The sequence below is a fragment of the Draconibacterium sp. IB214405 genome, assembly GCF_033963885.1.
Taxonomy (GTDB): Bacteria; Bacteroidota; Bacteroidia; order Bacteroidales; family Prolixibacteraceae; genus Draconibacterium.
In genome coordinates this window covers 494,734-518,512 of sequence record NZ_JAXBMA010000003.1, presented here as the reverse complement: position 1 = coordinate 518,512, position 23,779 = coordinate 494,734, and the positions used below count along the sequence as shown (strand labels likewise).

The following is a 23,779-nucleotide window of genomic DNA, read 5'->3' as shown; positions in this document are numbered from 1 at the left end:
ATGGACTCGAAATTAGCGAAAATAACAAGTGGCTACCACACTTTTGTCGAAAACCAGGTACTGACAGCAGAGCAGCTGAACGAGTTTGTAACTTATCTGGATGATCAGAGCAGGCTTTCAAAGGTGTTTTTGCACGGCGTTGGAATTGTCTGCGGTTTTTCCGTTCAATTGACGGAAGAAAACGATTCGCTGGATAGCAACGACAGTTCGATAGAAATCGGGCAGGGCGTTGGGGTAACCACCGATGGCGACCTGTTGCAATTAAAGGACAAATCGCAGTTAATTGAGGGTGTTGTTCCTTACACACACTATAAAAAATTCACCGACGAACCCGGAGAATATGATCCATTTAGAAAAGATGGTGAAGTAATTGATATGTGGGAACTTTTCACCGAAAGTGGCGATAACAGAGTAAAGTTAAGTAACCTGAAACTGGAAGATAAAATCGTTTTGCTTTACCTCGAATCATACGAAGATAAAGGGAATTTGTGTACCAGTATCGATTGCGATAACCAGGGACATAAGCAGGTTCAGAAATTGAAAGTTTTACTGGTTAATGAAAAAGGCGCCGAACACATTGTTAAGTCCGATCCGGTATTTATTTGGCACAACGTTGCCGAATTGTATACGCAACTACCCGAGGTAAAACTTCCACGGATCAGCTTATTAAGTGTAAACAGTCAGTCGGCATTTCGTCAACGATTTTTGGAGGCCTTTTCGCAAACGGTCATTACTAATTTAAAAGAAGCTTACGATGCCATTTTTGAGCTGTTTGGATTGGATTCTGTTTCATCGAAAATCGATGATTTATTAAAACTCAACCTCAGCATTATCAATTCACTTGTTGATTTTCAATACCGTTATGATTTGCTGGCCGATTTAATTGATACGTACAACGAAATAAAAAAATTGCTGCTGCACATAAATGTGGAGTGCTCGCCGGCAATCGATTCATTTCCAAAACATTTGATGCTCGGTAGACTTCAGGAAACAGAGGCTTACAAAACTTTTCGTCACCGGATTTACAAATCGCCATTGTCGGCTACCGAACAGTTTAACCGGAATAAAATCAAGAGCCTGGTTTTAAGAACTCAACAGTTGCTCATTCGGTACCAGCTGGATTTAACCGAAAGTGTTCAGGCAATTCGGATTACCCCTTCGCAGTTGAATGGAGAACTAGGCTGCAGAGCCATTCCGTATTATTACGATTTGAATGCCGGATTTCTGGAATCATGGAGTTTTGAAAAGACAACTAACCTGAAACAAAATTATAATCTCAGCTATACCATTGATAAGCTGGAGAATGTTCCGGAAGTTCAGAGTCCTTTAAAATTTAGTACCGATGAATTTGACTTCTTCCGTATTGAAGGACATTTGGGGCTGGATGCCGAGGAATCCGAAAATCAGATTTACAGTTTAATTCAAGCCAATGGATTAGATTTTACATGCCGGGTACTTCCGCTGGATGATTCCGATAATCCATTTGCTCAGTTCGTGAAAAAACACCCGCAAGTAGAACACCGGGGCGGGGTAGTAAAAGGTGGTACTTTTCTTTTGGTGGCAGAGGAAAACAAGGTAGTGGCTGATTTATTCCTTCCGTACCGGGTAATTGAAGATGCGGTACAACGTGATTGTTGTTCGCTTATGGAGTGTACTTATCCGTGGATTAGTTCGCTTAAATATCTGAATAACCTGGCCCGCAGTACAAAAGGTACACAAAGCCGAAACAAGGTGATGCCCAAAGAGTATGTGTTGCAGGTGGTAGAATACCGAATTAACGGACAGAACCTAATTAGTGGTACTACCACAATTCGTATTCCATTGCAGCAAATATTTTTCAGGCGAATACATGCCATAACCGAGGCCTTGAATACCCGCTTTGATAAAGGTGTGGTTTTCAATTTTAACGAGAGCCAAAAACGCTTTGTTATTACCCGTGCAAAAGAGGATTCGTTTGTAATCCGTTTGCGAGATATAACACTGAGTTACCGGAATCCGATTTACACTTACAGCAATAAAGGAATGTTCCGTAACAACCTTGTGTTTAGGGCCGATGCCATGCGCTGTCGCGATTTGAAAAAGTATAATCCGGAATTTTACGAGGCGCTGCAGGATAAAATTGCTCCGGTGAATAAAGATGACGATTACGGAAAATTCAACGATAAATGGGCAAAATGGAATTTGCTTAAAGAACGTATTGTTACGCATCCGGAAATTCAACGATTAAAACTCACGCGAATGATAACCCGCGCCAGTCAGTTACCTGCAGAGATACAGCGCGTGTTAAGAACACTGAAAGCTGATTTCCAGGGAGTGACAGAAACGCAGTTGCAATTTAAATTGGATGGCGATTGGGTAACCGGCGATTGGGTAAGTTCGGCGATGTTAGATTACTACAAGGCAAACAAAAAGAATACACACGATGATCTGGTTTTGTTTGTGCAGTTAAGGAAATTCCTGCATAGCGAAACCGGAGTTACGAAGCTTTCAATTTATCTGACCAACGAACAATATACAGATGATTATGATGAGGTAATTGTGCGCTACACGGCTTTTGCTGATATTTATTTTGGTACACCTTCGGGAGAAAATACGATTGACCTTTAATGATGATAAAGGTAAAACATAGCGGCAAAATGAGAATCCTGGTGACTTATGAGAAAAGCACAAATTCAAGGCTTGCGAAGGATGAAAATTCTGAGTTTACTTACGTAATCGAGAAATTTTCGGACGAGCGTAATGCAGAAGTTGGGCTTTGCTCGGAGGCACACAATAAAAAAGGATATCAGTCGCAAAAATGTATACGTCGAATGATATCCCGATGGGCAAAAAACACTTTGAAAACTGTACTAAACTTAACAGACAAAAATAAGACCGCTAATGCTTTGCACTATCATCGCTATGTCAATAAACCCAGTAATTCATCTCTGAATCCTACATTACCAAAATTAGGCTATTTGGAGGTAAAATGCAAGTGATAAGGATTTAAATTAGAATGTATTCCGAAAAAAAACATATCATCGAAAAAGTTTTTCTCGAGGTAAACATGCCAAATGAAAAGGAGGCCTTACGCATTCAGAATAATGTGGGTGTATATGCGCAGGAAAAGCTGATTCCGATTTTGGAAGAACTTTTTGATGAATATGATAAAGGAACTGATATTATACGTTTTGATCGGCTGGATATTGATTTTTCGGTGCAGGATTGGGAAGACGAAGTTTCATTAAAATTCTATCTGACAGAAAAATTAAAAGCACAATTGGGGAGGGGTGTAAATGGTAATTTTCAGAAACCGGAAACAAAGGAGAAGAACGATTCGGATGATGAGGAAAAACAAATTGTTGATCAGCAACAAAATCACCATGCTACCTTCTTATTTTTTATCGAAAAAGGCTACTTGCCCTGGTTTGGAAAACAAGAATATATTTCGGAATTAACCGCTGAAAATAACTGGAAAGAAAATCTTGCGAATGCTAATTTTTTAACCGAACTAAAAAAACTTGCACAAAACAGGACGAGTGCCATTAAGCGCCTGGTACTGCAGTTTTCGGATGAGGTTATTGTAGACTTTTTAGCCGCTCTGAATGAGGTGAAAATTAAAGAAAAATCGAAGCTTTTGAATTTTCTGCTCAGCTCTGAAACCGAATTCCGAAATACATTCTTAGAAGGACTTATTATGTTGTCGGTTAAAGTTTGTAGTGAGAAAGAGTTTATAGTTAAAATTCTTGAGCTACTTTATATTAGGAGAAATCAACAAACAATTAATAGATCGGCAATTACTGATAAGATAAAGAGTATGAACGATAGCTTGCGAACTTGTTTTTTACAAGATTCAGTGTTCCGATATTTTGACGAAGAAGAGGTAGAGGCAGCAGTTGCTGAATTAATTGAAAATAAAATTGAAATTAAATCGGGAAAAGGGCCCAATAAGTTGGCAAATTCGATTCAGGATCAGAAACCAACCATAGAAAATGATGAATTTGTTAGCAAAGAAAAACAGTCTCCGTTTTTTGATAAGGGCAATCAGAATATTCTGGTTAAAAACGCGGGACTGGTGATTTTGGGTCCTTTTTTACCTGCTTTTTTAAATCAGTTTAATTGGATTAGCGAGAATGGCAAAATAAAGAACAACGCCAAAATTGAAGTGGTTCAGGCGATTCATTATTGTGCCACCGGCAACGAACAGTTTTTTGAAGGCGATTTGGTGCTGGAGAAATTTCTAAGTGGAGTGCCGCTGCAAACGACACTTCCGGTCGCGAGTCTGCTAAATGACAACATTAAAAAGGAGGCCAACAACATGTTAAGCGAGGTCATTAAAAACTGGCCGGCATTAAAGAATACTGGTGCTGATGGTTTACGACAGCTATTTCTTGATCGCAACGGTAAACTGACTAAAACAGAACATGGATTTAAACTGATTGTTGAACGCAAAGCTCAAGATATATTATTGGATAAAATACCATGGAATATTTCGCTGTTGAAATTACCGTGGCGAGAAGAATTGTTATTTATTGAATGGTAATCATATGAAAACAATAGTAAGTAAATCAGAAAATACCGGTAAAAGCAGCCGGTCATTTTTTACAGATAGAACGGCATCCGGCTTTTTTACAAAGCAGGCAAAATTGAACGTTGGGCAGCCCAACGACAAATACGAACAGGAGGCCGATCGGGTGGCTGATCAGGTTGTAAGTAGTAAAAGCGAATCATCACCATTTTTTGCACCATCACAGTCTTCTGCGGTGCAGACAAAACTTGCCGATTCTATAACTCCATTGGTTCAAAAACAGGATGAAGAAGAAGAAGAGGAGGCCCAAACGAAATTTGATACACATAGGATTCAGAGGGATAAGGAAGAGGAAGAACCGCAAGCCAAGCTGGAGGTTCAACGACAGGCGGAAGAAGAAGAGGCGCAAACCAAGTCAGAGATTCAGCGCCAGCCCGAAGAGGAGGAAGAAGCATTACAGGCTAAACCGGAGAATAATTCGATACAGCGACAAAATTCAACTGAAACGCTTTTAAGTGGAAGCCGGGGAAATGGCAGCCCGTTAAACTCGTCTGTTCAGGCAGAAATGGAGAACGGATTTGGAGCCGATTTTAGTGGCGTGAAAATACACACCGACAGTCGTGCTGTTCAAATGAACCAGGATTTGGGAGCCAGAGCTTTTACTTCGGGGAACGACATTTATTTTAATTCCGGTAATTATCAACCTCAATCACGTGAAGGCAAAAAGTTACTGGCTCATGAACTTACGCATACTATTCAACAAGGAGCAAGTCGGGGACAAACCCAAAATATTTCGAAATCGGCCAAGAATGTTCAAATGACTGCACAATATGATGTTACAAACTGGTCGCCTGTAAAGCTGGGGCCACCGGTTCCACGAAACGGAGCAGATCCACGAACAATAGCGATTCCTCCGACAGGTCAGATTCGTGTAAATGCTGATGTTACTGTAAACGGGCAGCCTGGCGATCAGTGTAATTTGCACGAAATTGGAACTACCCAAACAGCATGGGGAAACTGGATTATTGCCGATTACAGAGGCGCAACTCCGGCAGACGGAAGTATGACCGTAAGTCATCGTGCTCCAATGCCAATGCGGGATCCGGCTCCCGGTGGAAGTGTTTGGTATGATCCGAATAATGTACGAATGCCATCAGGTTGTGGCTCTTCTGTTCGTGTGTCGCATTTCGATTCACCATGGCATGGTATACCTAAAGCACGAAATAATCCGGTAGTTGCAGGTAATCCGCTAAATTATTTGCATCGCTACAGACGTGCATTGTTTTTGGTGACTTATTTAACAGCGAATGATAACAACGGAAACTTTTTGCGCCGACCTTTACGTTTTGTTTACTGGAATTCAATTCAAGACTTCCGGTTTACTCCTCAAACGGCAACTCCTGCTGCCGCATTTGGTATGTGGCCATTTACCGGTCAGATAACAGTAAATATTGGTTCAAAAGGAAGAGGAGCAACCACCGATGCACCGTATTATCGAACGGGAGGTGTGCTTTACAACAATCACTTTGCAAACTTTGGAAACTGGCGCGTGGTTTCAAGAAGACGATATTAACAAACATTTCTACTAAATATGGTGTCGACACTTGTTTTAACTTTACGAACGGTTGTAGAGCAGCGGCTTAAACAAGAATTTAAAGGGGGTAAATTCGATGATATTGTAATACCTCCTGTTGAACACGATGACTCTGAGATTTCAAAATTTAAACAGGATAATAAGCTGTCGCCATCAGAAATACTTACGCTTTTAATAGCGCTGGTTCCACATGTCTCGCCCGAATTCTTTTCTAATATTATTGCCGAGTACTTACCCAATGGAGGCGATTTTCCTGCTTTTGGCGGCGTAAAAGGCAAAAATCATCGTGGCATTTTACCCACCGGCGAAACCGTTTTGTACATTCTGGCCGGAAACGACATCGGGAAACGTGTGGAAGTAGCCAAATTGTTTGATGAGGAACATTTGTTTGCACAAAAAAGTGTGTTGTATATTGAGGCTGTTCCGGCCGGAGAGCCCAAAATGAGCGGCCGCTTAATTATGGATGAAGAATATGTGGATCTTTTCTTATCTGGAAAATTATCGAGGCCAAAACTGAGTAGCGATTTTCCAGCTCAGCGTATTTCAACCAATCTCGAGTGGAGTGATCTGGTATTAAGACAAAAGACACTGGAAGAAATTAGAGAACTTGAAACCTGGTTAAATTATAACGACCGGTTATTGGACGAGTGGGGCATGCACGACAAAATCAAACCCGGATTTCGGGTGTTGTTTTATGGTCCGTCGGGAACAGGAAAAACAATGACTACCTGTTTGCTGGGAAAATATACCAGGCGTGATGTTTACCGTGTAGATTTGTCGATGGTAATATCGAAATATATTGGCGAAACGGAGAAAAACCTTTCCGGTCTGTTTAACAAGGCGGAGCACAAAGATTGGATCCTGTTTTTTGACGAAGCCGATTCGTTGTTTGGTAAGCGCACCAATGTGCGCGATGCTCATGATAAGTATGCCAATCAGGAAGTTTCGTATTTGTTGCAACGTATTGAGGCACATCGTGGTCTTGTTATTCTGGCCTCAAACATGAAAGGGAATATCGATAGTGCTTTTACCCGACGTTTTAATGCATTTGTTGAGTTTGTACCTCCTGAAATTAATGAACGTGAAAAATTGTGGCAGGTATACATGCCTCCAAAAAGCAAAATACACAACGATATACAACTGGACCAACTCGCAAAAAATTACGAATTAACAGGTGCAAACATTGTCAATATTATTCAATACGCAGGTTTGTTAACGGTTAAGCAGGGAAATGTAATACTTAAAAAAGATGCTTTGTTGGCCGGAATCAAAAAAGAGTACAAAAAAGAAGGGAAAATACTGCAGCAATAGATTTCGAAGAAATTGAGAAATGAACAGAATTTCATCTATTCATTTGCGATAACCCGTACATTTTGCCAATTTTAAGGTAATTTGATGAAATAATCAGTTTCCTAAAAAATGACCATGAACAAACTTATCCTATTTCTTTTCTTTTTCTCCCTCATATCAGGTGTTTCTGCACAGTTTCAACCTATCGAAAAAGAGAGTGAAGTTCCGGAATATAAATTACCCGATGCGTTAAAAACTTTCAACGGAAAAAAGATCAAGAATACAAAAAAATGGGAAAGTAAAAGGCGCCCCGAGCTACTTAACTTTTTCACGCAAAATATGTATGGCGAGGTGCCGGGAACACTCGATATCTCATCAGTGGAGCTGGTAGAAAAAAGCACCACAACCTTAAACGGGAAAGCTGAAAGAAAGCAGGTAGATCTATCTTTTAAAAATAACGGGAAATCACTGCATTTTACTATTCTTATTTATTTGCCGTTTACTGAAGGGAAAAAACCGGTATTTCTAGGCTATAATTTTTCCGGGAATCATACCATTACAGACGATGTAAATGTAATTATTTCAGAAGCTTGGGCGCCTGATTATCCGGCTCTTGGTATTATAAATAATCAGTTGACCGAGCAGTCTCGCGGTGCCAGAGCCGATTCGTGGCCTGTTGAAAAAATGATCGATGCAGGATTTGGGCTGGCCACAATTTATTATGGTGAAATAGATCCCGATACTGATGACTTTTCAGACGGAGTTCATCCGCTTTTATATGTAGATGACCAGCAGCAACCAGCCGAAAATGAATGGGGAGCAATTTCTGCCTGGGCCTGGGGATTAAGTCGTGCAATGGATTATTTTGAAACTGATGATAATATTGATGAAACGAAAGTTATTGTTTTTGGTCATTCGCGATTGGGTAAAACAGCTTTGTGGGCTGGTGCCAGCGATCAACGTTTTGCCGCAGTAATTTCGAATAATTCGGGGTGCGGAGGAGCAGCATTGTCGAAACGAAGATTTGGTGAAACCATTTGGCGCATTAACCGCTCATTTCCTTACTGGTTTTGTAAGAACTTTAAAAATTACAGTAAAAACGAAGAGAAATTGCCGGTTGATCAGCACGAGCTGATTGCGTTAATAGCGCCACGTCCGGTGTATGTTGCCAGTGCCGAGGAAGACCTTTGGGCCGATCCGAAAGGCGAGTTTCTTTCAGCATATTTCGCTACTCCGGTATATAAACTTTATGGGAAAGATGGAATCGACCAGGATGAAATGCCCGAAGTTAATCACCCCATTCAGAATACGGTAGCCTATCATATTCGCACGGGAGGGCATGCAATAACCACATACGACTGGGAACAGTACATTAAATGGGCTACAACGTTTGTAAAATAGTTTAGCACAAAAATCCTAAGAATTTACAGGAGACAAAATTTAAGCAATAAAAAAGGCTGTATCGCGATTGATACAGCCTTTCTGTTTTATATCTGATTATTTGGATTACATATCCACATCAACTTTTGCAATTTCACCGGTACGGTATTCGCCGGCTACCAGTTTTTTGCGTGTTTCTTTAAAGGCTTCCAGTGTAATTTCAACATCCTCTAAAGTATGCATTGCAGTTGGTATTAAACGCAGAAGGATTTCGCCTTTTGGAATTACCGGGTAAACTACCATTGAGCAGAAAATTCCGTAATTCTCACGAAGGTCGTAAATCATTTGTGTTGCTTCTTCTTCGCCACCTTTCATGTAAACCGGAGTAACCTGTGTATTGGTTTTTCCTAAATCGAAACCGGCTTCATTTAAACCACTTTGCAGAGCGTTAACCACAGTCCAAAGTTTCTCACGCAATTCCGGCATTGTACGAATCATATCCAAACGTTTCAATGCTCCAATTGTCATAGGCATTGGCAACGATTTTGCGAAAGTTTGCGAACGCATGTTGTAACGTAAGATGTAGCAAATGTCGGTTTCGCAAGCAATAAAACCACCAATTCCGGCCATTGCTTTTGCAAATGTTCCGAAATAAAGGTCGATTCCATCTTGTACACCAAAATGTTCGCCCGATCCTGCACCTGTTGGACCCATTGTTCCAAAACCGTGTGCATCGTCAACAAACAAACGGAAATTAAATTCTTTTTTCAGTGCAACAATTTCATCAAGTTTTCCAACCTGACCTGTCATACCGAAAACACCTTCAGTAATTAACAAAATACCACCGCCTGTTTCGGCAGCGCGTTTTGTAGCGAAGCCTAACATTTTGCGACATTTGTCGATGTCGTTATGCTGGTACACAAAACTTTTTCCACCTTTTGCTTTATGAAGGAAAACACCGTCCATAATACAAGCGTGTGATTCAGAATCGTAAACGATAACATCGTTACGGCCTGCAAGCACTTCAATTGCAGAAACCATTCCCTGGTAACCGTAGTTTAATAAGAATGCATCTGGCTTGCTCACAAAAGCTGCCAATTCGCGCTCCAACTGCTCGTGTTTTACCGTTTGACCTGACATCATACGTGCTCCCATTGGGTATGCCATTCCGTATTGAGCTGCAGCCTCGGCATCAGCTTTTCTTACTTCCGGGTGGTTAGCCAATCCCAGGTAGTTGTTCAAACTCCATGTTAATACTTCTTTACCACGAAAGTTCATTCTGGCAGCGATTTCACCCTCCAGTTTTGGGAAAGCAAAATACCCGTGAATTTGATCCATCCACTTGCCAATATCTCCTTTGTTGTTCCTGAATTTTGAAAAAATATCCACGTTGATTCAATTTAAGTTTCTTATTAACAAGGGGGCAAATGTAATCTTTTTTAAAATCTAAGCAAATGTGTTAAATAATACTAACATTTCTGCTTAACAATTAAAATTAGCTTTACTTTCACGAGCCGAAAATGTTGGTAAATAGGCTATGGTTCTATCAATGAGAGAAATACGTTGTAGATTATATAGTTCGATTTACTTAAAATTTGAGGAATAATTCGTTTCAGTTAATTAAAAAAAGTATATTTTTGCGCCATGTTTATGAAAATGAGATTTTTGGGAATTGGATTACTAGCTATTTTGTTTATTGCAACCTCCTGCGGAGATTATAATAAGATCGTAAAAAGTACAGATTACGATTTCAAATACAAAAAAGCAGTTGAGTATTACGAGGACGGCGAATACGTTCGTTCTGCAACATTGTTCAGAGAATTGGTAAATATTTACCGCGGAACATCTCGTGCAGACAAAATCTACTATTATTATGCAAAGAGTATGATCGGTCAGAAAGATTATTTGATGGCCAGTCATTATTTTAAATCTTTGGTAAAAGAATTCCCAACCAGCGAGTATGTTGAAGAGTCGCAGTTTATGATCGGATACTGTTCGTATTTAATATCGCCAAAACCAAGGCTCGATCAGCAGGTTACACAAGAGGCGATTGATGCGCTGCAGTTGTACATCAACCTTTATCCATACAACGACCGCGTGGAAGAAGCAAATCGTTTAATCGACGAATTGGTTGATAAATTAGTATATAAGTCGTATTTAAGTGCTAAATTGTACTACGATTTTGAACAATATAAAGCTGCGGTAATTGCACTCGGCAATAGTCTGGAGGCTTACCCGGATAGCAGATACCGCGAAGAATTGAAATATATGTTGCTAAAATCCAAATATTTGCTGGCAACAAACAGTGTTTCTGATAAACAAGACGAACGATACACAAGTGCTCTCGACGAATATTTTTCATTTGTTGATGAATATCCGGAGAGTAAATACAAAAAAGAGGTAGACAAATTTTACGAAAGAGCCTCTGAAGTTTTAAATTACCAGGAAGAAGAAGATTTAAACATTAATTAGGATATGGATTACAAGAAGACAAAAGCAGCTCCGTCAACTATTTCACGTGACTTGGATGTTTTAACCCACGAAACAGGGAATATTTACGAGACCGTAATGATTTTGGCCAAAAGGGCAAATCAGATCTCGTCGGAGTTAAAAGAAGAGCTTAACCAGAAATTACAGGAATTCGCTTCGTACACAGATAATCTGGAAGAGATTTTTGAAAACAGAGAACAAATCGAAATCTCTAAATTCTACGAGCGTTTACCAAAGCCAACTCTTATTGCGTTTGAAGAATTAAAAGAAGGTGAAATTTATCACCGCAACCCAACGCGCGAGAACAAAAAACGCATCTAATTTCATGCCTGTTATGAGGCTGAAAGGAAAGAATATTATACTCGGAATAACAGGAAGTATTGCAGCTTATAAGGCAGCAATGCTTCTTCGGCTTTTTATAAAGGAGGGTGCCGAAGTGCAGGTGGTAATAACACCGGCCGGAAAAGAATTTATCACACCCGTAACTTTATCAGCATTGTCGAATAAACCTGTTATTAGCGAGTTTTTTGGTGCAAACGATGGTAGCTGGAACAGCCACGTTGACCTTGGTTTGTGGGCCGATGTAATGGTAATTGCACCGGCAACAGCGTCTACATTGGGGAAAATGGCCAACGGAATTGCAGATAATATGTTGATTACAACTTACCTGTCGGCAAAATGTCCGGTTATGGTTGCTCCTGCAATGGACCTCGACATGTTTGCACATCCTTCAACTCAACGTAATATTTCTATCATAAAAGAATACGGAAATATTATTGTTGAACCCGGTGAAGGAGAACTGGCAAGTGGTTTGGAAGGTAAAGGCAGGATGGAAGAACCGGAGAAAATTCTTGAAGCGGTTGTCCACCAGTTGGAAGTAAAAAAAAAACTTCTGAATAAAAGCTACCTCGTAACTGCCGGTCCCACTTTCGAAAAAATTGATCCAGTACGTTTTATTGGTAATTACTCTTCAGGCAAAATGGGCTATGCAATTGCCGAAGAATTGGCTGAACAGGGGGCAGAAGTGACTCTTGTATCCGGACCTGTTTCGGTTTCAACTACAAAACCTGGAATTAAAGTTGTAAAAGTTGAATCGGCTGAAGAGATGTACACGGCATCTGTTGACTGTTTTTCTGAGTCCGACGGTGCAATTATGTGCGCTGCTGTTGCCGATTTTACTCCCGCAAAAAAAGAAGAGCAGAAGACCAAACGCGGAAAAGAAAACTGGGAAATTGAGTTGACGCCAACAAAAGATATTGCAGCCGAACTGGGTAAGCTAAAAGCAGAGGCTCAGTTGTTGGTGGGTTTTGCGCTTGAAACCAACGATGAAATAACGAACGCACAAAATAAACTTCAGAAAAAGAACCTGGATTTTATTGTGCTAAATTCGTTGCAGGACGAGGGCGCCGGTTTTGGTGTAGATACCAATAAAATAACTATCCTTGAAAAGGGCAATAAATCAACCGAATTTGAGTTAAAAAGTAAGGTTGATGTGGCAAAAGATATTGTTGCAAAAATTATAGAATTGAACAATTAGTACATATGATAAAGCAAATAGTAATCGCGCTTTTATTTCTGGTAATTTTCGTTGGACAAGGTGTGTCGCAGGAACTTCGTTGTAATGTAACTGTTTCAGCACGAGGTATTCAGGGGGCAAACCAAAACCTGTTCAGAACCATGCAGTCTGATCTGTATGATTTTATGAACAACCGAAAATGGACCGATCATGTGTACAGTTACGATGAAAAAATACGTTGCAATATTTTAATCCGGCTTGATGAACAGATTTCGGCCGACGAATTTAAAGGATCGATTCAGGTGCAGTTAACCCGTCCGATTTTTAATTCGAGTTACACCTCAACAGTTCTGAACATTAAAGACAACGATTTCCACTGTAATTATGTAGAGTTTCAGGCACTGGAATTTAACGAAACAAGTAACCGTGATAACCTCACAAATATTATGGCGTTTTATGCCTATGTAATTTTAGGTTTCGATTACGATACGTTTTCAGAAGAAGGTGGAACCGAATTCTTTCAGAAAGCACAAGCGATTGTGAATAATTCGCAAAATGCGCGTGAACGTGGATGGAAAGCGTTTGAAAGTGAAAGAAACCGTTACTGGCTGATTGAGAATGTAATGAATAAATCCTATTCATCGTTCCGCACCTGTATGTACAACTATCACCGCAACGGATTGGATATGATGTCGGACCGGATTGAAGAAGGCCGTGCAAATATTGCTGAGTCTTTGCGCGATATTCAAAAAGTATTTCGCCGTCGTCCGTCAACCTATATTCTTCAGATGTTTTTTGATGCAAAAGCCGATGAACTGGTAAATGTTTTCTCGAAATCGTTTCCCGATGAGCGAAATCGTGTGGTGGCCATTCTAAACGAAGTGGATCCTTCCAACGGCAGCAAATACGAAAAAATCGCCGAAAACGAGGGCTTTTAAGCTTACTCTCAAAAAGTTTTCATCAATATCAACAGAAAGTACCGACGTGTTTTCATTTTGGCTATTTTAGCTGAAAAGAAAATTATAGAAGAGCTATTTAATTATGCTATCCAGATTATCCATTTCGAATTACGCACTTATTAGCAAATTACAGGTTAATTTTCATGCCAACCTTAACACCTTGACCGGTGAGACAGGAGCAGGAAAGTCTATAATATTGGGCGCTTTGGGATTAATAATGGGTAACAGAGCCGACCTCTCTGTGTTAAAAGACAAAGACACCAAGTGTATTGTTGAAGGCCAGTTTGAGGTGAGTAATTATCCTCTAAAATGGTTTTTTGAGGAGAATGATCTTGACTATGATACTTCAACTATTTTACGCCGCGAAATTACGCCATCCGGAAAGTCAAGAGCATTTATAAACGATACACCCGTGAATCTGAAAGTACTGCGGGCGATGGGATTACAATTGATTGATATTCATTCGCAGCATCAGAATCTGGAATTGAGCAACCAGAAATTTCAATTGCATTTGGTTGATTCGGTAGCTCGGTCTGAAAAGTTACTTGCAGCATATAAATCGTCATTTTCGCTGTACAAAAAAGCACAGAAAGAGCTGATCGATTTGGAAGAGAAAGCTGAGAAGTCAAAAGCCGATTTGGATTATTTTCAGTTTCAGTTTACCCAATTGGAAGAAGCTCAATTAAACGAAACTGAGCAGGAAGACCTGGAATCGGAGTTGGAGCAGCTAACACATGCTGAAGATATTAAAATGGCGCTTACTGAAACTTCTTCACTACTGGATAATGAAACATTCTCGGTATTACAAAATGTAAAGGACAGTCACCGCACCTTGGGCAAAATTGCCGGTTATTTAAAAGAAACAGAAAGTTTTGTTGGGCGATTGGAGAGTGCAGCTATCGAGTTAAGCGATATTCATCAGGAACTCGACCAGTTGTCGGAGCGTGTGGAGTTTAATCCGGGCAGGATAGAAGAGGTGAACGACCGTTTGAACTTGTTGTATTCGTTACAGCAAAAACACCATGTGGCAACGGTAAAAGAGCTGATTCAGCTGCGCGACGAATTCGACATGAAAATTAATGAGGCAGTTGGATTCGACGATGAGATATTAGCGAAAAAAGCTGAATTGGAGAAACAAAGAGAAAACCTGGAAGCGTTGGCTCAAAAATTGAGCATGGCTCGAAAAAAGGTTTTTAAACAAATTGAGGATTCAGTAATTAGTGATTTGCAGCAATTAGGAATGACAAAGGCAAAACTGCATGTCGTTCATAATTATACAGACGAATTTCAGGTAGACGGAAAAGATGAAATTTCATTCCTGTTTAGTGCAAACCACGACTCAGCTCCTGATGAAATTTCAAAAATTGCATCGGGTGGTGAAATGTCGCGACTGATGCTGGCCATTAAAAACCTGCTACGTAATTCAAAGGCTTTACCAACTATTGTATTCGACGAAATTGATACCGGCGTGTCGGGTGAAATTGCCCTGAAAATGGGAACTATCATCAAGTCGTTTTCGGTAAATACTCAAATAATAAATATTACCCACCTGCCACAAATTGCTGCTAAAGGAGACGCACATTTCAGAGTTTATAAGCTCGAAGAAAACGGTAAAACTTTCACTTCGATTAAAGCTTTAAATGAAGAGGAACGAATTGAAGAGCTGGCAAAAATGGTTGGTGGCGATAAATTAACAGAAACTACAATTAGAGCCGCAGAAGAACTTTTGCGCATCTGAAAAAATAAGTAATGACAAAAATTGGTAATTACAACACGCTTGATGTTATTCGGGAAACTGATAACGGCGTTTACCTCGATGGTGGCGAGCACGGTGAGATTTTAATGCCCAAAAAATATGTGGATGCAGGAACAAAAGAGCGGGGAACTGCTGAGGTTTTTGTATACACTGACTCGGAAGACCGGTTGGTTGCGACCACCGAAAAACCTTTTGCAACGGTTGGCGAGTTTGCACATTTACAGGTAAAAGCTACAGGAAAATTCGGAGCTTTTCTTGATTGGGGTTTAACAAAAGATTTGCTCGTGCCATACAGCGAACAGCGGAGTAAAATGGTTGAAGGCAATCGTTATTGGGTATTCATTTACCTCGATCTGTTAACAAACCGCGTTGTTGCATCAGCCAAACTGAATAAGTTTCTGGATAATACTCCGCCGGAATACACAAAAGGGCAACAGGTTGATCTGATTGTTTTGGAAGAGACAGACTTGGGATATAAGACGATCGTCAATCAGGAGCATACCGGTATTTTGTATAAAAACCAAGTGTTCAGGCCGCTTGAAATAGGAAGTAAAACAACCGGTTATATTGCGAAAATCAGAGAGGACGAAAAGATAGATTTACTATTGGAAGAGCCTGGATACGAAAAGGTTGATGCTATCTCGGAAAAGATTTTATCAGAATTGGAAGCGAATGGTGGTTTTATGGCTGTTTCAGACAAGTCGTCGCCTGAAATGATTAAGGCGATGTTTGGAATCAGCAAAAAGAATTTTAAAAAAGCAATTGGCGGATTGTATAAAAAACGACTGATTTCTTTTGAGTCGGATGGCATAAAAATGTTAAAAAGCTAAAATGCTTTTTTATAACATAGGTTTGAATTTGGAACTATGTAACAAAAAGTTCTAAATTTAAAACAACAATATTTTCATGTTGTGATTTTTGGTTAAATATGGAGGGAAACGGTGGTTTCCCTCTTTTCTTTTATACCACTTTTTATTCATTCAAATTCTGCAAATCGAGCTGTTTGTCGAGAAGTTTTAAATCGCTTTTGCGTAAACCAAGAATTCTGATGTAATTCATACAATTGGCGGCATGCATTTCGTTTTTATTTTCAAATACATAAAACGACTCAATAACCCATTCCATAGCGGCTTCCAGGTCATCCTGCATTTCGCATGCTAGTGCCAGGTTAAACATACACTTGGCAGCAATCATTTTGTTTTTATTTGTTGTGTTGGCCTTCCAGATTTTAGCCGCTTCTAGCCACTGTCCGTTTGCTACCAATTCGTCGGTTTGTTTTAATTCAATGTGCCCCGATGAATAATACATGCGCTGAACATTTGACCAATGTGGAACAAGACTCGCTGCAAATTTTTCTGCCGAAATCTCAGCTGCATTATAAAGGGCATCGGTGTGAGAAGGAAGTTGTTTTTTTGCGTCTTTGAAAGTTGGCGAATACGCCTCCCAGCTTACGGTGTCGTTTTTTGTAGTAGCCAGTAAATAAGCATTCTTCTTTAAATCATAAAAGCTCCATTGCACCCAGTTAACCACTTCTGTTTTCCCCAATTCCATTCGGTCTACATATTCTCTGTAATCAGCAGAACCAAAAAAATCCAATGAAAGAAGCAAGTCGGCTGCGGTTGAATCATAAATAGTATGAAGCTGCTCCGATGTGTATAAACCTAATCTTGGGTGAAGGAAAAGCGAATCTTTTTTAGGCTGTTTTGCCGAGGTATAACGTTTAAAATAAAAGCTTGAGTTGAGTACATTTAACTGGTCGGATGATATCTTTTCAAATTCAGTTGAATCCTCATTTAAATATGCCGAAAAATCGATGGTGTCAACAACCTTTAAATTACTGTAATCCCGATCAGGTAAAACCATAACCGAATCGAAATACCCATGTTTTTTTAACTCCGAAATAATGGTTTTATAATAGATCAGGGAGGCAATACTATCGGTGTTTGACTCGTCTACTGTTAATTGCCCATAATTATTATACTGGCTGAAGTAATTACTGGGCGCTACATTTATATTGTTGTACTGTACTGCAAGTTTTCGATACTCTTTCGATATGTTTATGGTAGAGGGTGAAAAGATTTCAATATCAATAGTTTTGGTATTGTAAAGGGTGTTACAGGAGCTCAAAAGCAATAATGTTATAATACTCAGAAGAATAGAGGCGAGTAGTTTCATTTATTGTTGGTTTAGTCGTGCAACATCTCTTTTCCTTTTTTTCAGCAGTTGCTGGTACTGTATAATCATTTTTAAATCTTCTTTGCTTTTGTAATCAGTTGCAATTAACTGAGCCGAGTTTAACCAGCGTTCGGCCGATTCAAAATCATCCTTCATTTCGTATCCAAGCGCAAGGTTATATCGGGCGTTAATGGCCATTTTCCCATTGCTGTCGTCGGCATAACGTCTCCACAACAGTATCGCATCGTCCCACTTGCCTTTTTGCACAAACTCGTCGGCAGCTGCAAAGTCGGGGAGTGGCGGTACCGAGTACATCCGTTTTACATTTTGCCACGATGCAAAAAAGCGTTTGGAATAATTTTCTCCAACCATTTGCGATGCAATTTTCAGCGCTGTCAGGCGTGGAGGTAATTTTGAATTACGCTGGTAATTCCCTTCGGCATCGTATCCGTTCCAGAAAATGGTATCGATCATCGTTTTTCGTTCAATCAGTTTTTGTTCAGCCGGATTGTAAACCGCCCAAACTGCAGCCGTAATCACTTCGTTCGATTTTGTTGGCATTTCAGCAGTTGACGAGTATTCTGAATAAAATGAAGAATAAGTTTCAAGCGAAATAACCAGGTCGGTTTGTGTTGAAGTGGCCACCTGTTGAACAAGTTCCATATTTAATGGCGGTAGTTTGTTTCCTGAGTGTGGCTCGAAAAGTTCCGGGAAAATTCGGATTTCGCTAAAGCTTCCCTGTTCTTTTAAGTTTTTAGCCAGCTCGCTCATGCAGATATTTACAAGAATACTGTCGAGTTCAGCAGGATCTTGTTTGGCTTTCCGAAGCCTGAAATCGTCTTTGTAATAGTGTTGCAGCGTATCGCCACTGTATTTAAAATTCCGGTATACAATGGCCACATTTTCGGTTTCAGGTGAGTAAGCAATCTCGCCCGGGCGGTAAATTTCAATCGGGTATTCTTTATAAACCGTACATGAAGTAATGGCCAAAAAAAGTATAGTAATCAGGGTAAGTCGGTTCATAGTTTCTAGTTTTTCTGTTTTTTTCGCTTTTTCTCGAGTAGCTCGAGGTACTGATAAGTAACCTGGTGGAAAGCCATGTTGTAGGAGTCGAGAGCATATTCTATCGCACCGTTTAAATCGCCCTGAATTTCGTGGGCAACAGCTAAATTAAACAAGGCCTTGCTCTTTTCTGATTTAGAACCCGCACCTTTGGCAATGGCTTCCCATGCTTCAATTGCCGGAGTCCAGTCTGTTTCATCAGTTAATAGAGCTATTTCTTTTAGTTCGGCACTTCCTTTTGAGAAGATGACTCTGTATTCACTTTCCCAACTGGTGCTTATTTTTTCCGAGTAATCAAGTGCCAGGGCAATTCCGGCTTCAGTAAGGGCTTGTTTTACCGGCGTGAATTCCGCAAAGAGATCTCTCACATCAAATGCCATATTTTCCCAAAGCAAAGTGTCTTTAAATACCTCTCTGGCCAAAATCTGCTCTTGTTGTGGATCGTATATTCGGAATAAAGCTTCGTAAACAACTACCATTTGGGCGCCAACAGCCGATATAAAAACGCCTTGCATCGGATCGAAAACTGAACCGTCTTCCAAATCGGTAGCCACATGGGTTTGAAACATGTCGACTGCCAAAACAGCATCAGTTTGGTACTGGTAACAAAGTCTTCGTACGTCCTGCCAGTTCATAGTGTTGGCAAAGAATGCATTTTTTGAAGCCGGTAAAAACCGGTCTTCAGGAATCACATAATCAAACCTGCCCGACTCGAAAAGTAATTCGCCAAGTACTTTAAGTGTTGTGTCGGCAGCAGTAATGTCGTTTATGGTTGTATCTAATTGAAAATCCTTTTTATAAAACAAAAGTTGCAGCGAGTCGGTAGTTAAATCAGTGTAAGAATTATCCACCGCACGGTTTACGAGGAGTAGACTTTGTATTTCTTCGGACAGTTCGTTTTCAGGTTTCTGAGGAAACTCAACCAAAATGCGCTTTGTTGGACTACAGGCATACGCTAATAGAACAATGCTAACAAGTAGTATTAAATTTGTTTGTTTACGAATGCTCATAGATAGCTAATGACGTTGATTTAATAAATTCCCCAGTACTTTCTCAAAAACCATTCCGTACTTAAAAGTACCACTAAAACAAGGAAAATCCATCGAAGGTTTATTATCTCATTAACCATTTCCTGAAAATAGGAGGTGGCTTTTAGTTTATTGGTTTGTTTTAATTCGCTTACCAGTTCTTCGGTTTGGTTGGGCAAATAAAACTTACCACCACTTACCGATGCGAGTTGGTATAAAAGTGTATGATTTGCCTGCGTAACTACATTCTCGATGTTTACCGGAACTACAGTAAAACTACCGGTTTCGTTAAAGGTTTCGTTGCCAATTGTAACTTCAGCCTCAAACGTATAATCGCCCAACGGCAAATGGCCCGCATTCAGATAATAGTTTTTATCGCGAACATCGAAAGTAAGATTGTATTCTTCGTCGTTGTCGTTTTTTATTTTGATATTCACTTCCTCTGAACCGATCTGCTCAAAAGCGTCGTTGTACACTTCGGCCGTTAAAATCACGTCATCAACTTCGGTGTAAACAGGATTAAATTCTACGATAAAATTATCCTCATTTTCGCGAAGAGCGAGGTATTGGATGAGCTGATTGATCAGTTCGTTAAAATGCTCGTGACTTTGGTTTTGGTAATAATCGAATAGTCGCCAGCGCCAAATACCTTCTCCAAAAATAAATCCGCGTTTCTGACCTTCAAGTTTACCAGTTGCAATCAGTGGTTTTGACGTTGAAATTCCTTTTAATTTCTGAGTTAGCAAGGATGAAAATTCAGGATTTAATTCGTAATTGGCAAATGGAACTTGGATCGGTGGAAGTTGCGGAATTATCTCAAGTAACTCTTTCGAAAGATTAAAAGTTGCATAGTTTGCATTAAAAACCGGCTGCGCTTCTTCTCCGCTACCGGCAAGCGATTCAATGCGTGCTCCCTGATTTATGGTGTTTAACTGTGGCAGAAAAGTTTGATTTCCGATAATAAACAGAATCGGTAACCGTGTGTTCTTTGCCTTTTCAAGAACTTCAGCCATCGATTTTCCTGAACTTGGTAGTTGATTTAACACCAAAAGGTTGTATTCACTCAGATCGGCTGGATACGGTTCGTCAGTGAAAATAGATACATCATATGTTTTCTGCTGATCGAGCGTGTTTTTTATGGCTCCAATATCGGGGTGAGAGCCATTGGAGATTATCAGTATTTTTTGTTTGTTCTCGAGTACATTTATCACAAATCGGGCGCTGTTGTTTTTGGTGTTTCGCTCGTTTGTTGCCGTTTGTATTTGTACCGAATAATGTTTTAATCCCGCCGAGCCTGCTTCGAGGATAAACTCTTTAGTTTCAAAAAAGTTATCGTTTGCCGGAGTTATCATTACACTTTGTAATTCTTCTCCGGCGTTCAGCAAACTAAGCTTAAGTGGTGTATTCTTTAGTTTCGAAAACAGTAGGTCCACCTCAACCGGGAATTTATTTCCTGAAAATGCAGTACGGTTAACGCGAATACTTTGTACTCGTGCATCGGCAACAACGGTTGTGTCACCAAAACCAATGGTGTAAATCGGGAAATTAACCTGGTCGAGCATATTCAACGGGTTTTTTCCCTGGTTGTAAATTCCGTCGCCGGCAAGTACCAAGGCACCAATATTCTGGTTAAAATGATTATTGGCAATGGTGCTAATTAAATCGCTGTAGTTCGACCCTTTATCCGTAAACAACATGGTTTCATTTGTTTCGGCTTGCTCACCAAACGTGTAATTGACCATATCAAATTCAGCACCGAGTTCCTGTTCCAGAGAAGCTTTTTTTTCAGAAAGGTAATTCGCGAGTTGAAGTGAATCGGAATAGGCGATCACCGATCCCGAATTGTCCCAGGCAGTAATGATCACCGGATTTTGAATAATCTTTTTCAGGCTCCGGATAAAGGGGGACAACAATAAAAATGCAATAAGGAAAAAAGACAAAAAACGCAACGAAAAAAGCAGGTTGCGCTGCATTTTAGAGAGCTCTTTGTTTGCCTTGTTTTTATAGTAAAGTAATAATGAAATTCCAACCGCAACCAAAACGATGGCAATCAGCAGAACGAACCAGTATTTAATTCCGAATGAGATCAAAATGTTTGTTTTTTACGAAGTGGTAAATATACACATCTACTTTTTTTATATCGCGTTTTATGGTTATTATTGCTTTGTATTTGTCGATTCTTTAGACGACGGTATAAAACATAAAACCAAAAATATTCCTCGATGTTTTCGAAACATAAAACAAATTCTGCTACAATGAAAAATTTCGTATTTGCTGCGCTCGTGATTTTACTGACATCCTGTGGTGTCAAATTCGATAAAGAGATTACTCTTGATGATATAAAAGAGAACATAAATTACCTGGCTTCTGATTCATTAAAAGGACGGAAATCAGGAGATGAAGGCGATTTGCTGGCGGCACAATTTATTGCTGCAAAATTCGAAGCAGCAGGTTTGCAATTATTGTACGATAACGGATTTCAGGAATTTAACCTGGTTACTTCTGCGGAAGTAAAACCGGGAAATGAATTGTTTGTTGAAAACACTTCCTATGCCGTTGAAACAGATTTTCTTCCTTATGCGTTTTCTGCAAATACTGAAGTTGAAGCCGGAGTTGTTTTGGCCGGTTATGGTCTTGATGTAGATCGCGATTCACTGCAATGGGATGATTTTGAAAACGTTGACGTTAGCGGAAAATGGATTTTGGTGTTACAGGGCGATCCTGACCTGGACAATCCAAACAGTCCGTATCTGGAGTTTTCTTCAGAGCGGGCGAAAGCACTTACCGCGTCGGATAAAAATGCTGCGGGGATAATATTTGTTGCAGGGCCAAAATTTAGCGAAGAGGATGAACTGTCACCTTTGTTCTTTGATAAGAATAGCAGCCGATTTACTATTCCTGTTATTCAGGTAACACGTGCGGTTGCGAATAAATTACTGGAATCGGAAGGAAAAACGATTTCAGGCTTGGAGACAGAGATGCTTGAACAAAATAGCGGATTAAATATTGAACTCGCCACTACGGTAAAAGCAAAAGTAAATATTGGTCTTAAAGAAACCTCCACTCGAAATGTTGCAGCTTTATTGCCGGGTACCGACGAGAACTTAAAAGATGAATACGTTGTTTTGGGAGCTCATTTTGACCATTTGGGGATGGGTGGCCCGGGCTCAGGATCACGGGCGATTGATACAATCGCCATTCATAACGGAGCTGATGATAATGCTTCGGGTGTTTCAGCTGTAATTCAGCTGGCAGAGAAGTTGGCCGGAGAAAAGATGAATAAAAGAAGTGTGTTGTTTGTTGCTTTTGCAGCCGAAGAAATGGGATTGATCGGATCGAAAGAATTTACGGCAAAACCACCGGTTGAAACCGATAAAATGGTGGGCATGTTCAATTTCGATATGGTAGGTCGTTTAGATGATGAGAGCAAAACATTAAGCATTGGCGGAACACAAACTTCAAAAGAAACTGAGCAATTGCTGAATGACTTAAATCCCGGATTCGAGCTCGCACTGTCAGGCGAAGGAATTGGACCATCGGATCATGCATCGTTTTACTTACAAAACATTCCGGTTTTCTTTATTTCAACAGGTGCACATCCCGATTATCATACTCCGCAGGATGATGCCGAGTTGATAAATTATGAAGGCGCCCAAAAGGTGATGGAATACTCTGCTGCTTTAGTTGACGATGTAGTAAATCGTGCAGAGAAACTAACTTTCCAGGAAGCCGGAAGCAAATTTCAACGCAGCAGGGGAGGACGTTTTAAAGTTACTTTGGGTGTGATGCCCGATTTTGCGGGTGTTGAAAAACGTGGTATGCGTGTTGACGCCGTTTCGAAAGACAAACCGGCCTACAAAGGCGGAATGAAAAACGGCGATATTATTATTGCTATCGACGGGAAAAAAGTTGGTAATATTTATGAATATATGGAACGCCTGAACAATATGGAAGCAGGCCAGACCATTTCAGTTGATGTGTTGCGCGATGATAAAAAAGTGGTTTTAATCGTACAATTGTAA

Annotated in this window: 17 protein-coding genes; 12 read left to right on the top strand and 5 right to left on the bottom strand. The window is 40.1% G+C overall.

Going from position 1 to position 23,779, the window contains the following annotated elements:
• From SLH46_RS12085 to SLH46_RS12065, 5 genes are all read left to right on the top strand, one after another.
• A complete protein-coding gene (locus SLH46_RS12085) occupies positions 1-2,607 on the top strand; it encodes a hypothetical protein (RefSeq protein ID WP_320281447.1) in 2,607 nt (868 codons plus the stop codon).
• Positions 2,608-2,995: 388 nt separating this feature from the next.
• A complete protein-coding gene (locus SLH46_RS12080; RefSeq protein WP_320281446.1) occupies positions 2,996-4,522 on the top strand; it encodes a contractile injection system tape measure protein in 1,527 nt (508 codons plus the stop codon).
• A gap of 4 nt (positions 4,523-4,526) precedes the next feature.
• The gene (locus SLH46_RS12075) at positions 4,527-6,080 is read left to right on the top strand and encodes an eCIS core domain-containing protein (protein WP_320281445.1); all 1,554 of its coding nucleotides are present in this window, start codon (positions 4,527-4,529) and stop codon (positions 6,078-6,080) included.
• 18 nt (positions 6,081-6,098) lie between these two features.
• Positions 6,099-7,412, top strand: a complete 1,314-nt coding sequence (locus tag SLH46_RS12070) for an ATP-binding protein (protein WP_320281444.1) — start codon at positions 6,099-6,101, stop codon at positions 7,410-7,412.
• Between the two features lie 114 nt (positions 7,413-7,526).
• Entirely contained in the window at positions 7,527-8,792 is a 1,266-nt protein-coding gene (locus SLH46_RS12065) for a glucuronyl esterase domain-containing protein (protein ID WP_320281443.1), read from the top strand.
• Positions 8,793-8,897: 105 nt separating this feature from the next.
• On the opposite strand, the gene SLH46_RS12060 is transcribed toward SLH46_RS12065, so the two are convergent.
• Complete coding sequence (locus SLH46_RS12060) at positions 8,898-10,160, bottom strand: aminotransferase class I/II-fold pyridoxal phosphate-dependent enzyme (RefSeq protein ID WP_320281442.1); 1,263 nt, start codon at positions 10,158-10,160, stop codon at positions 8,898-8,900.
• 261 nt (positions 10,161-10,421) lie between these two features.
• Between SLH46_RS12060 and SLH46_RS12055 the strand changes: the two genes are divergently transcribed.
• The 6 genes from SLH46_RS12055 (at position 10,422) to SLH46_RS12030 (ending at position 16,322) form a co-directional block, all read left to right on the top strand.
• Complete coding sequence (locus tag SLH46_RS12055; RefSeq protein WP_320281441.1) at positions 10,422-11,243, top strand: outer membrane protein assembly factor BamD; 822 nt, start codon at positions 10,422-10,424, stop codon at positions 11,241-11,243.
• Between the two features lie 3 nt (positions 11,244-11,246).
• The gene (locus tag SLH46_RS12050) at positions 11,247-11,582 is read left to right on the top strand and encodes a DNA-directed RNA polymerase subunit omega (RefSeq protein ID WP_320281440.1); all 336 of its coding nucleotides are present in this window, start codon (positions 11,247-11,249) and stop codon (positions 11,580-11,582) included.
• A 13-nt stretch (positions 11,583-11,595) separates the two neighbouring features.
• Positions 11,596-12,798 carry a bifunctional phosphopantothenoylcysteine decarboxylase/phosphopantothenate--cysteine ligase CoaBC gene (gene coaBC / locus SLH46_RS12045; RefSeq protein WP_320281439.1) on the top strand — a complete coding sequence of 401 codons (1,203 nt, stop codon included), beginning with the start codon at positions 11,596-11,598 and terminating at the stop codon, positions 12,796-12,798.
• Positions 12,799-12,803: 5 nt separating this feature from the next.
• On the top strand, positions 12,804-13,715 hold the full coding sequence (porD, locus tag SLH46_RS12040) for a type IX secretion system protein PorD (protein WP_320281438.1): 912 nt from the start codon (positions 12,804-12,806) through the stop codon (positions 13,713-13,715).
• Positions 13,716-13,818: 103 nt separating this feature from the next.
• A complete protein-coding gene (recN, locus tag SLH46_RS12035) occupies positions 13,819-15,474 on the top strand; it encodes a DNA repair protein RecN (RefSeq protein ID WP_320281437.1) in 1,656 nt (551 codons plus the stop codon).
• Between the two features lie 11 nt (positions 15,475-15,485).
• A complete protein-coding gene (locus SLH46_RS12030) occupies positions 15,486-16,322 on the top strand; it encodes a CvfB family protein (RefSeq protein ID WP_320281436.1) in 837 nt (278 codons plus the stop codon).
• Between the two features lie 142 nt (positions 16,323-16,464).
• Here SLH46_RS12030 and SLH46_RS12025 read toward each other — a convergent pair whose 3' ends face one another.
• Genes SLH46_RS12025 through SLH46_RS12010 form a run of 4 tightly spaced genes read right to left on the bottom strand, consistent with a single transcriptional unit; the run spans position 16,465 to position 21,847 of the window.
• Complete coding sequence (locus tag SLH46_RS12025) at positions 16,465-17,667, bottom strand: DUF6340 family protein (protein ID WP_320281435.1); 1,203 nt, start codon at positions 17,665-17,667, stop codon at positions 16,465-16,467.
• Positions 17,668-18,690, bottom strand: coding sequence for a DUF6340 family protein (locus SLH46_RS12020; protein ID WP_320281434.1), 1,023 nt, complete (start codon positions 18,688-18,690; stop codon positions 17,668-17,670).
• A 5-nt stretch (positions 18,691-18,695) separates the two neighbouring features.
• Positions 18,696-19,739, bottom strand: a complete 1,044-nt coding sequence (locus tag SLH46_RS12015) for a DUF6340 family protein (RefSeq protein WP_320281433.1) — start codon at positions 19,737-19,739, stop codon at positions 18,696-18,698.
• Positions 19,740-19,759: 20 nt separating this feature from the next.
• Positions 19,760-21,847, bottom strand: a complete 2,088-nt coding sequence (locus SLH46_RS12010; RefSeq protein ID WP_320281432.1) for a hypothetical protein — start codon at positions 21,845-21,847, stop codon at positions 19,760-19,762.
• A 165-nt stretch (positions 21,848-22,012) separates the two neighbouring features.
• Here SLH46_RS12010 and SLH46_RS12005 point away from each other — a divergent pair, with 165 nt between their 5' ends.
• Positions 22,013-23,779 (top strand): M20/M25/M40 family metallo-hydrolase, encoded by a 1,767-nt coding sequence (locus SLH46_RS12005; protein WP_320281431.1) that lies wholly within the window; start codon positions 22,013-22,015, stop codon positions 23,777-23,779.

Bases quoted from the DNA above. Each gene is read 5' to 3' on its own strand.
- SLH46_RS12085 (WP_320281447.1), top strand. From the start codon at position 1: ATGGACTCGAAATTAGCGAAAATAACAAGTGGCTACCACACTTTTGTC.
- SLH46_RS12080 (WP_320281446.1), top strand. From the start codon at position 2,996: ATGTATTCCGAAAAAAAACATATCATCGAAAAAGTTTTTCTCGAGGTA.
- SLH46_RS12075 (WP_320281445.1), top strand. From the start codon at position 4,527: ATGAAAACAATAGTAAGTAAATCAGAAAATACCGGTAAAAGCAGCCGG.
- SLH46_RS12070 (WP_320281444.1), top strand. From the start codon at position 6,099: ATGGTGTCGACACTTGTTTTAACTTTACGAACGGTTGTAGAGCAGCGG.
- SLH46_RS12065 (WP_320281443.1), top strand. From the start codon at position 7,527: ATGAACAAACTTATCCTATTTCTTTTCTTTTTCTCCCTCATATCAGGT.
- SLH46_RS12055 (WP_320281441.1), top strand. From the start codon at position 10,422: ATGAAAATGAGATTTTTGGGAATTGGATTACTAGCTATTTTGTTTATT.
- SLH46_RS12050 (WP_320281440.1), top strand. From the start codon at position 11,247: ATGGATTACAAGAAGACAAAAGCAGCTCCGTCAACTATTTCACGTGAC.
- coaBC (WP_320281439.1), top strand. From the start codon at position 11,596: ATGAGGCTGAAAGGAAAGAATATTATACTCGGAATAACAGGAAGTATT.
- porD (WP_320281438.1), top strand. From the start codon at position 12,804: ATGATAAAGCAAATAGTAATCGCGCTTTTATTTCTGGTAATTTTCGTT.
- recN (WP_320281437.1), top strand. From the start codon at position 13,819: ATGCTATCCAGATTATCCATTTCGAATTACGCACTTATTAGCAAATTA.
- SLH46_RS12030 (WP_320281436.1), top strand. From the start codon at position 15,486: ATGACAAAAATTGGTAATTACAACACGCTTGATGTTATTCGGGAAACT.
- SLH46_RS12025 (WP_320281435.1), bottom strand. From the start codon at position 17,667: ATGAAACTACTCGCCTCTATTCTTCTGAGTATTATAACATTATTGCTT.
- SLH46_RS12020 (WP_320281434.1), bottom strand. From the start codon at position 18,690: ATGAACCGACTTACCCTGATTACTATACTTTTTTTGGCCATTACTTCA.
- SLH46_RS12015 (WP_320281433.1), bottom strand. From the start codon at position 19,739: ATGAGCATTCGTAAACAAACAAATTTAATACTACTTGTTAGCATTGTT.
- SLH46_RS12005 (WP_320281431.1), top strand. From the start codon at position 22,013: ATGAAAAATTTCGTATTTGCTGCGCTCGTGATTTTACTGACATCCTGT.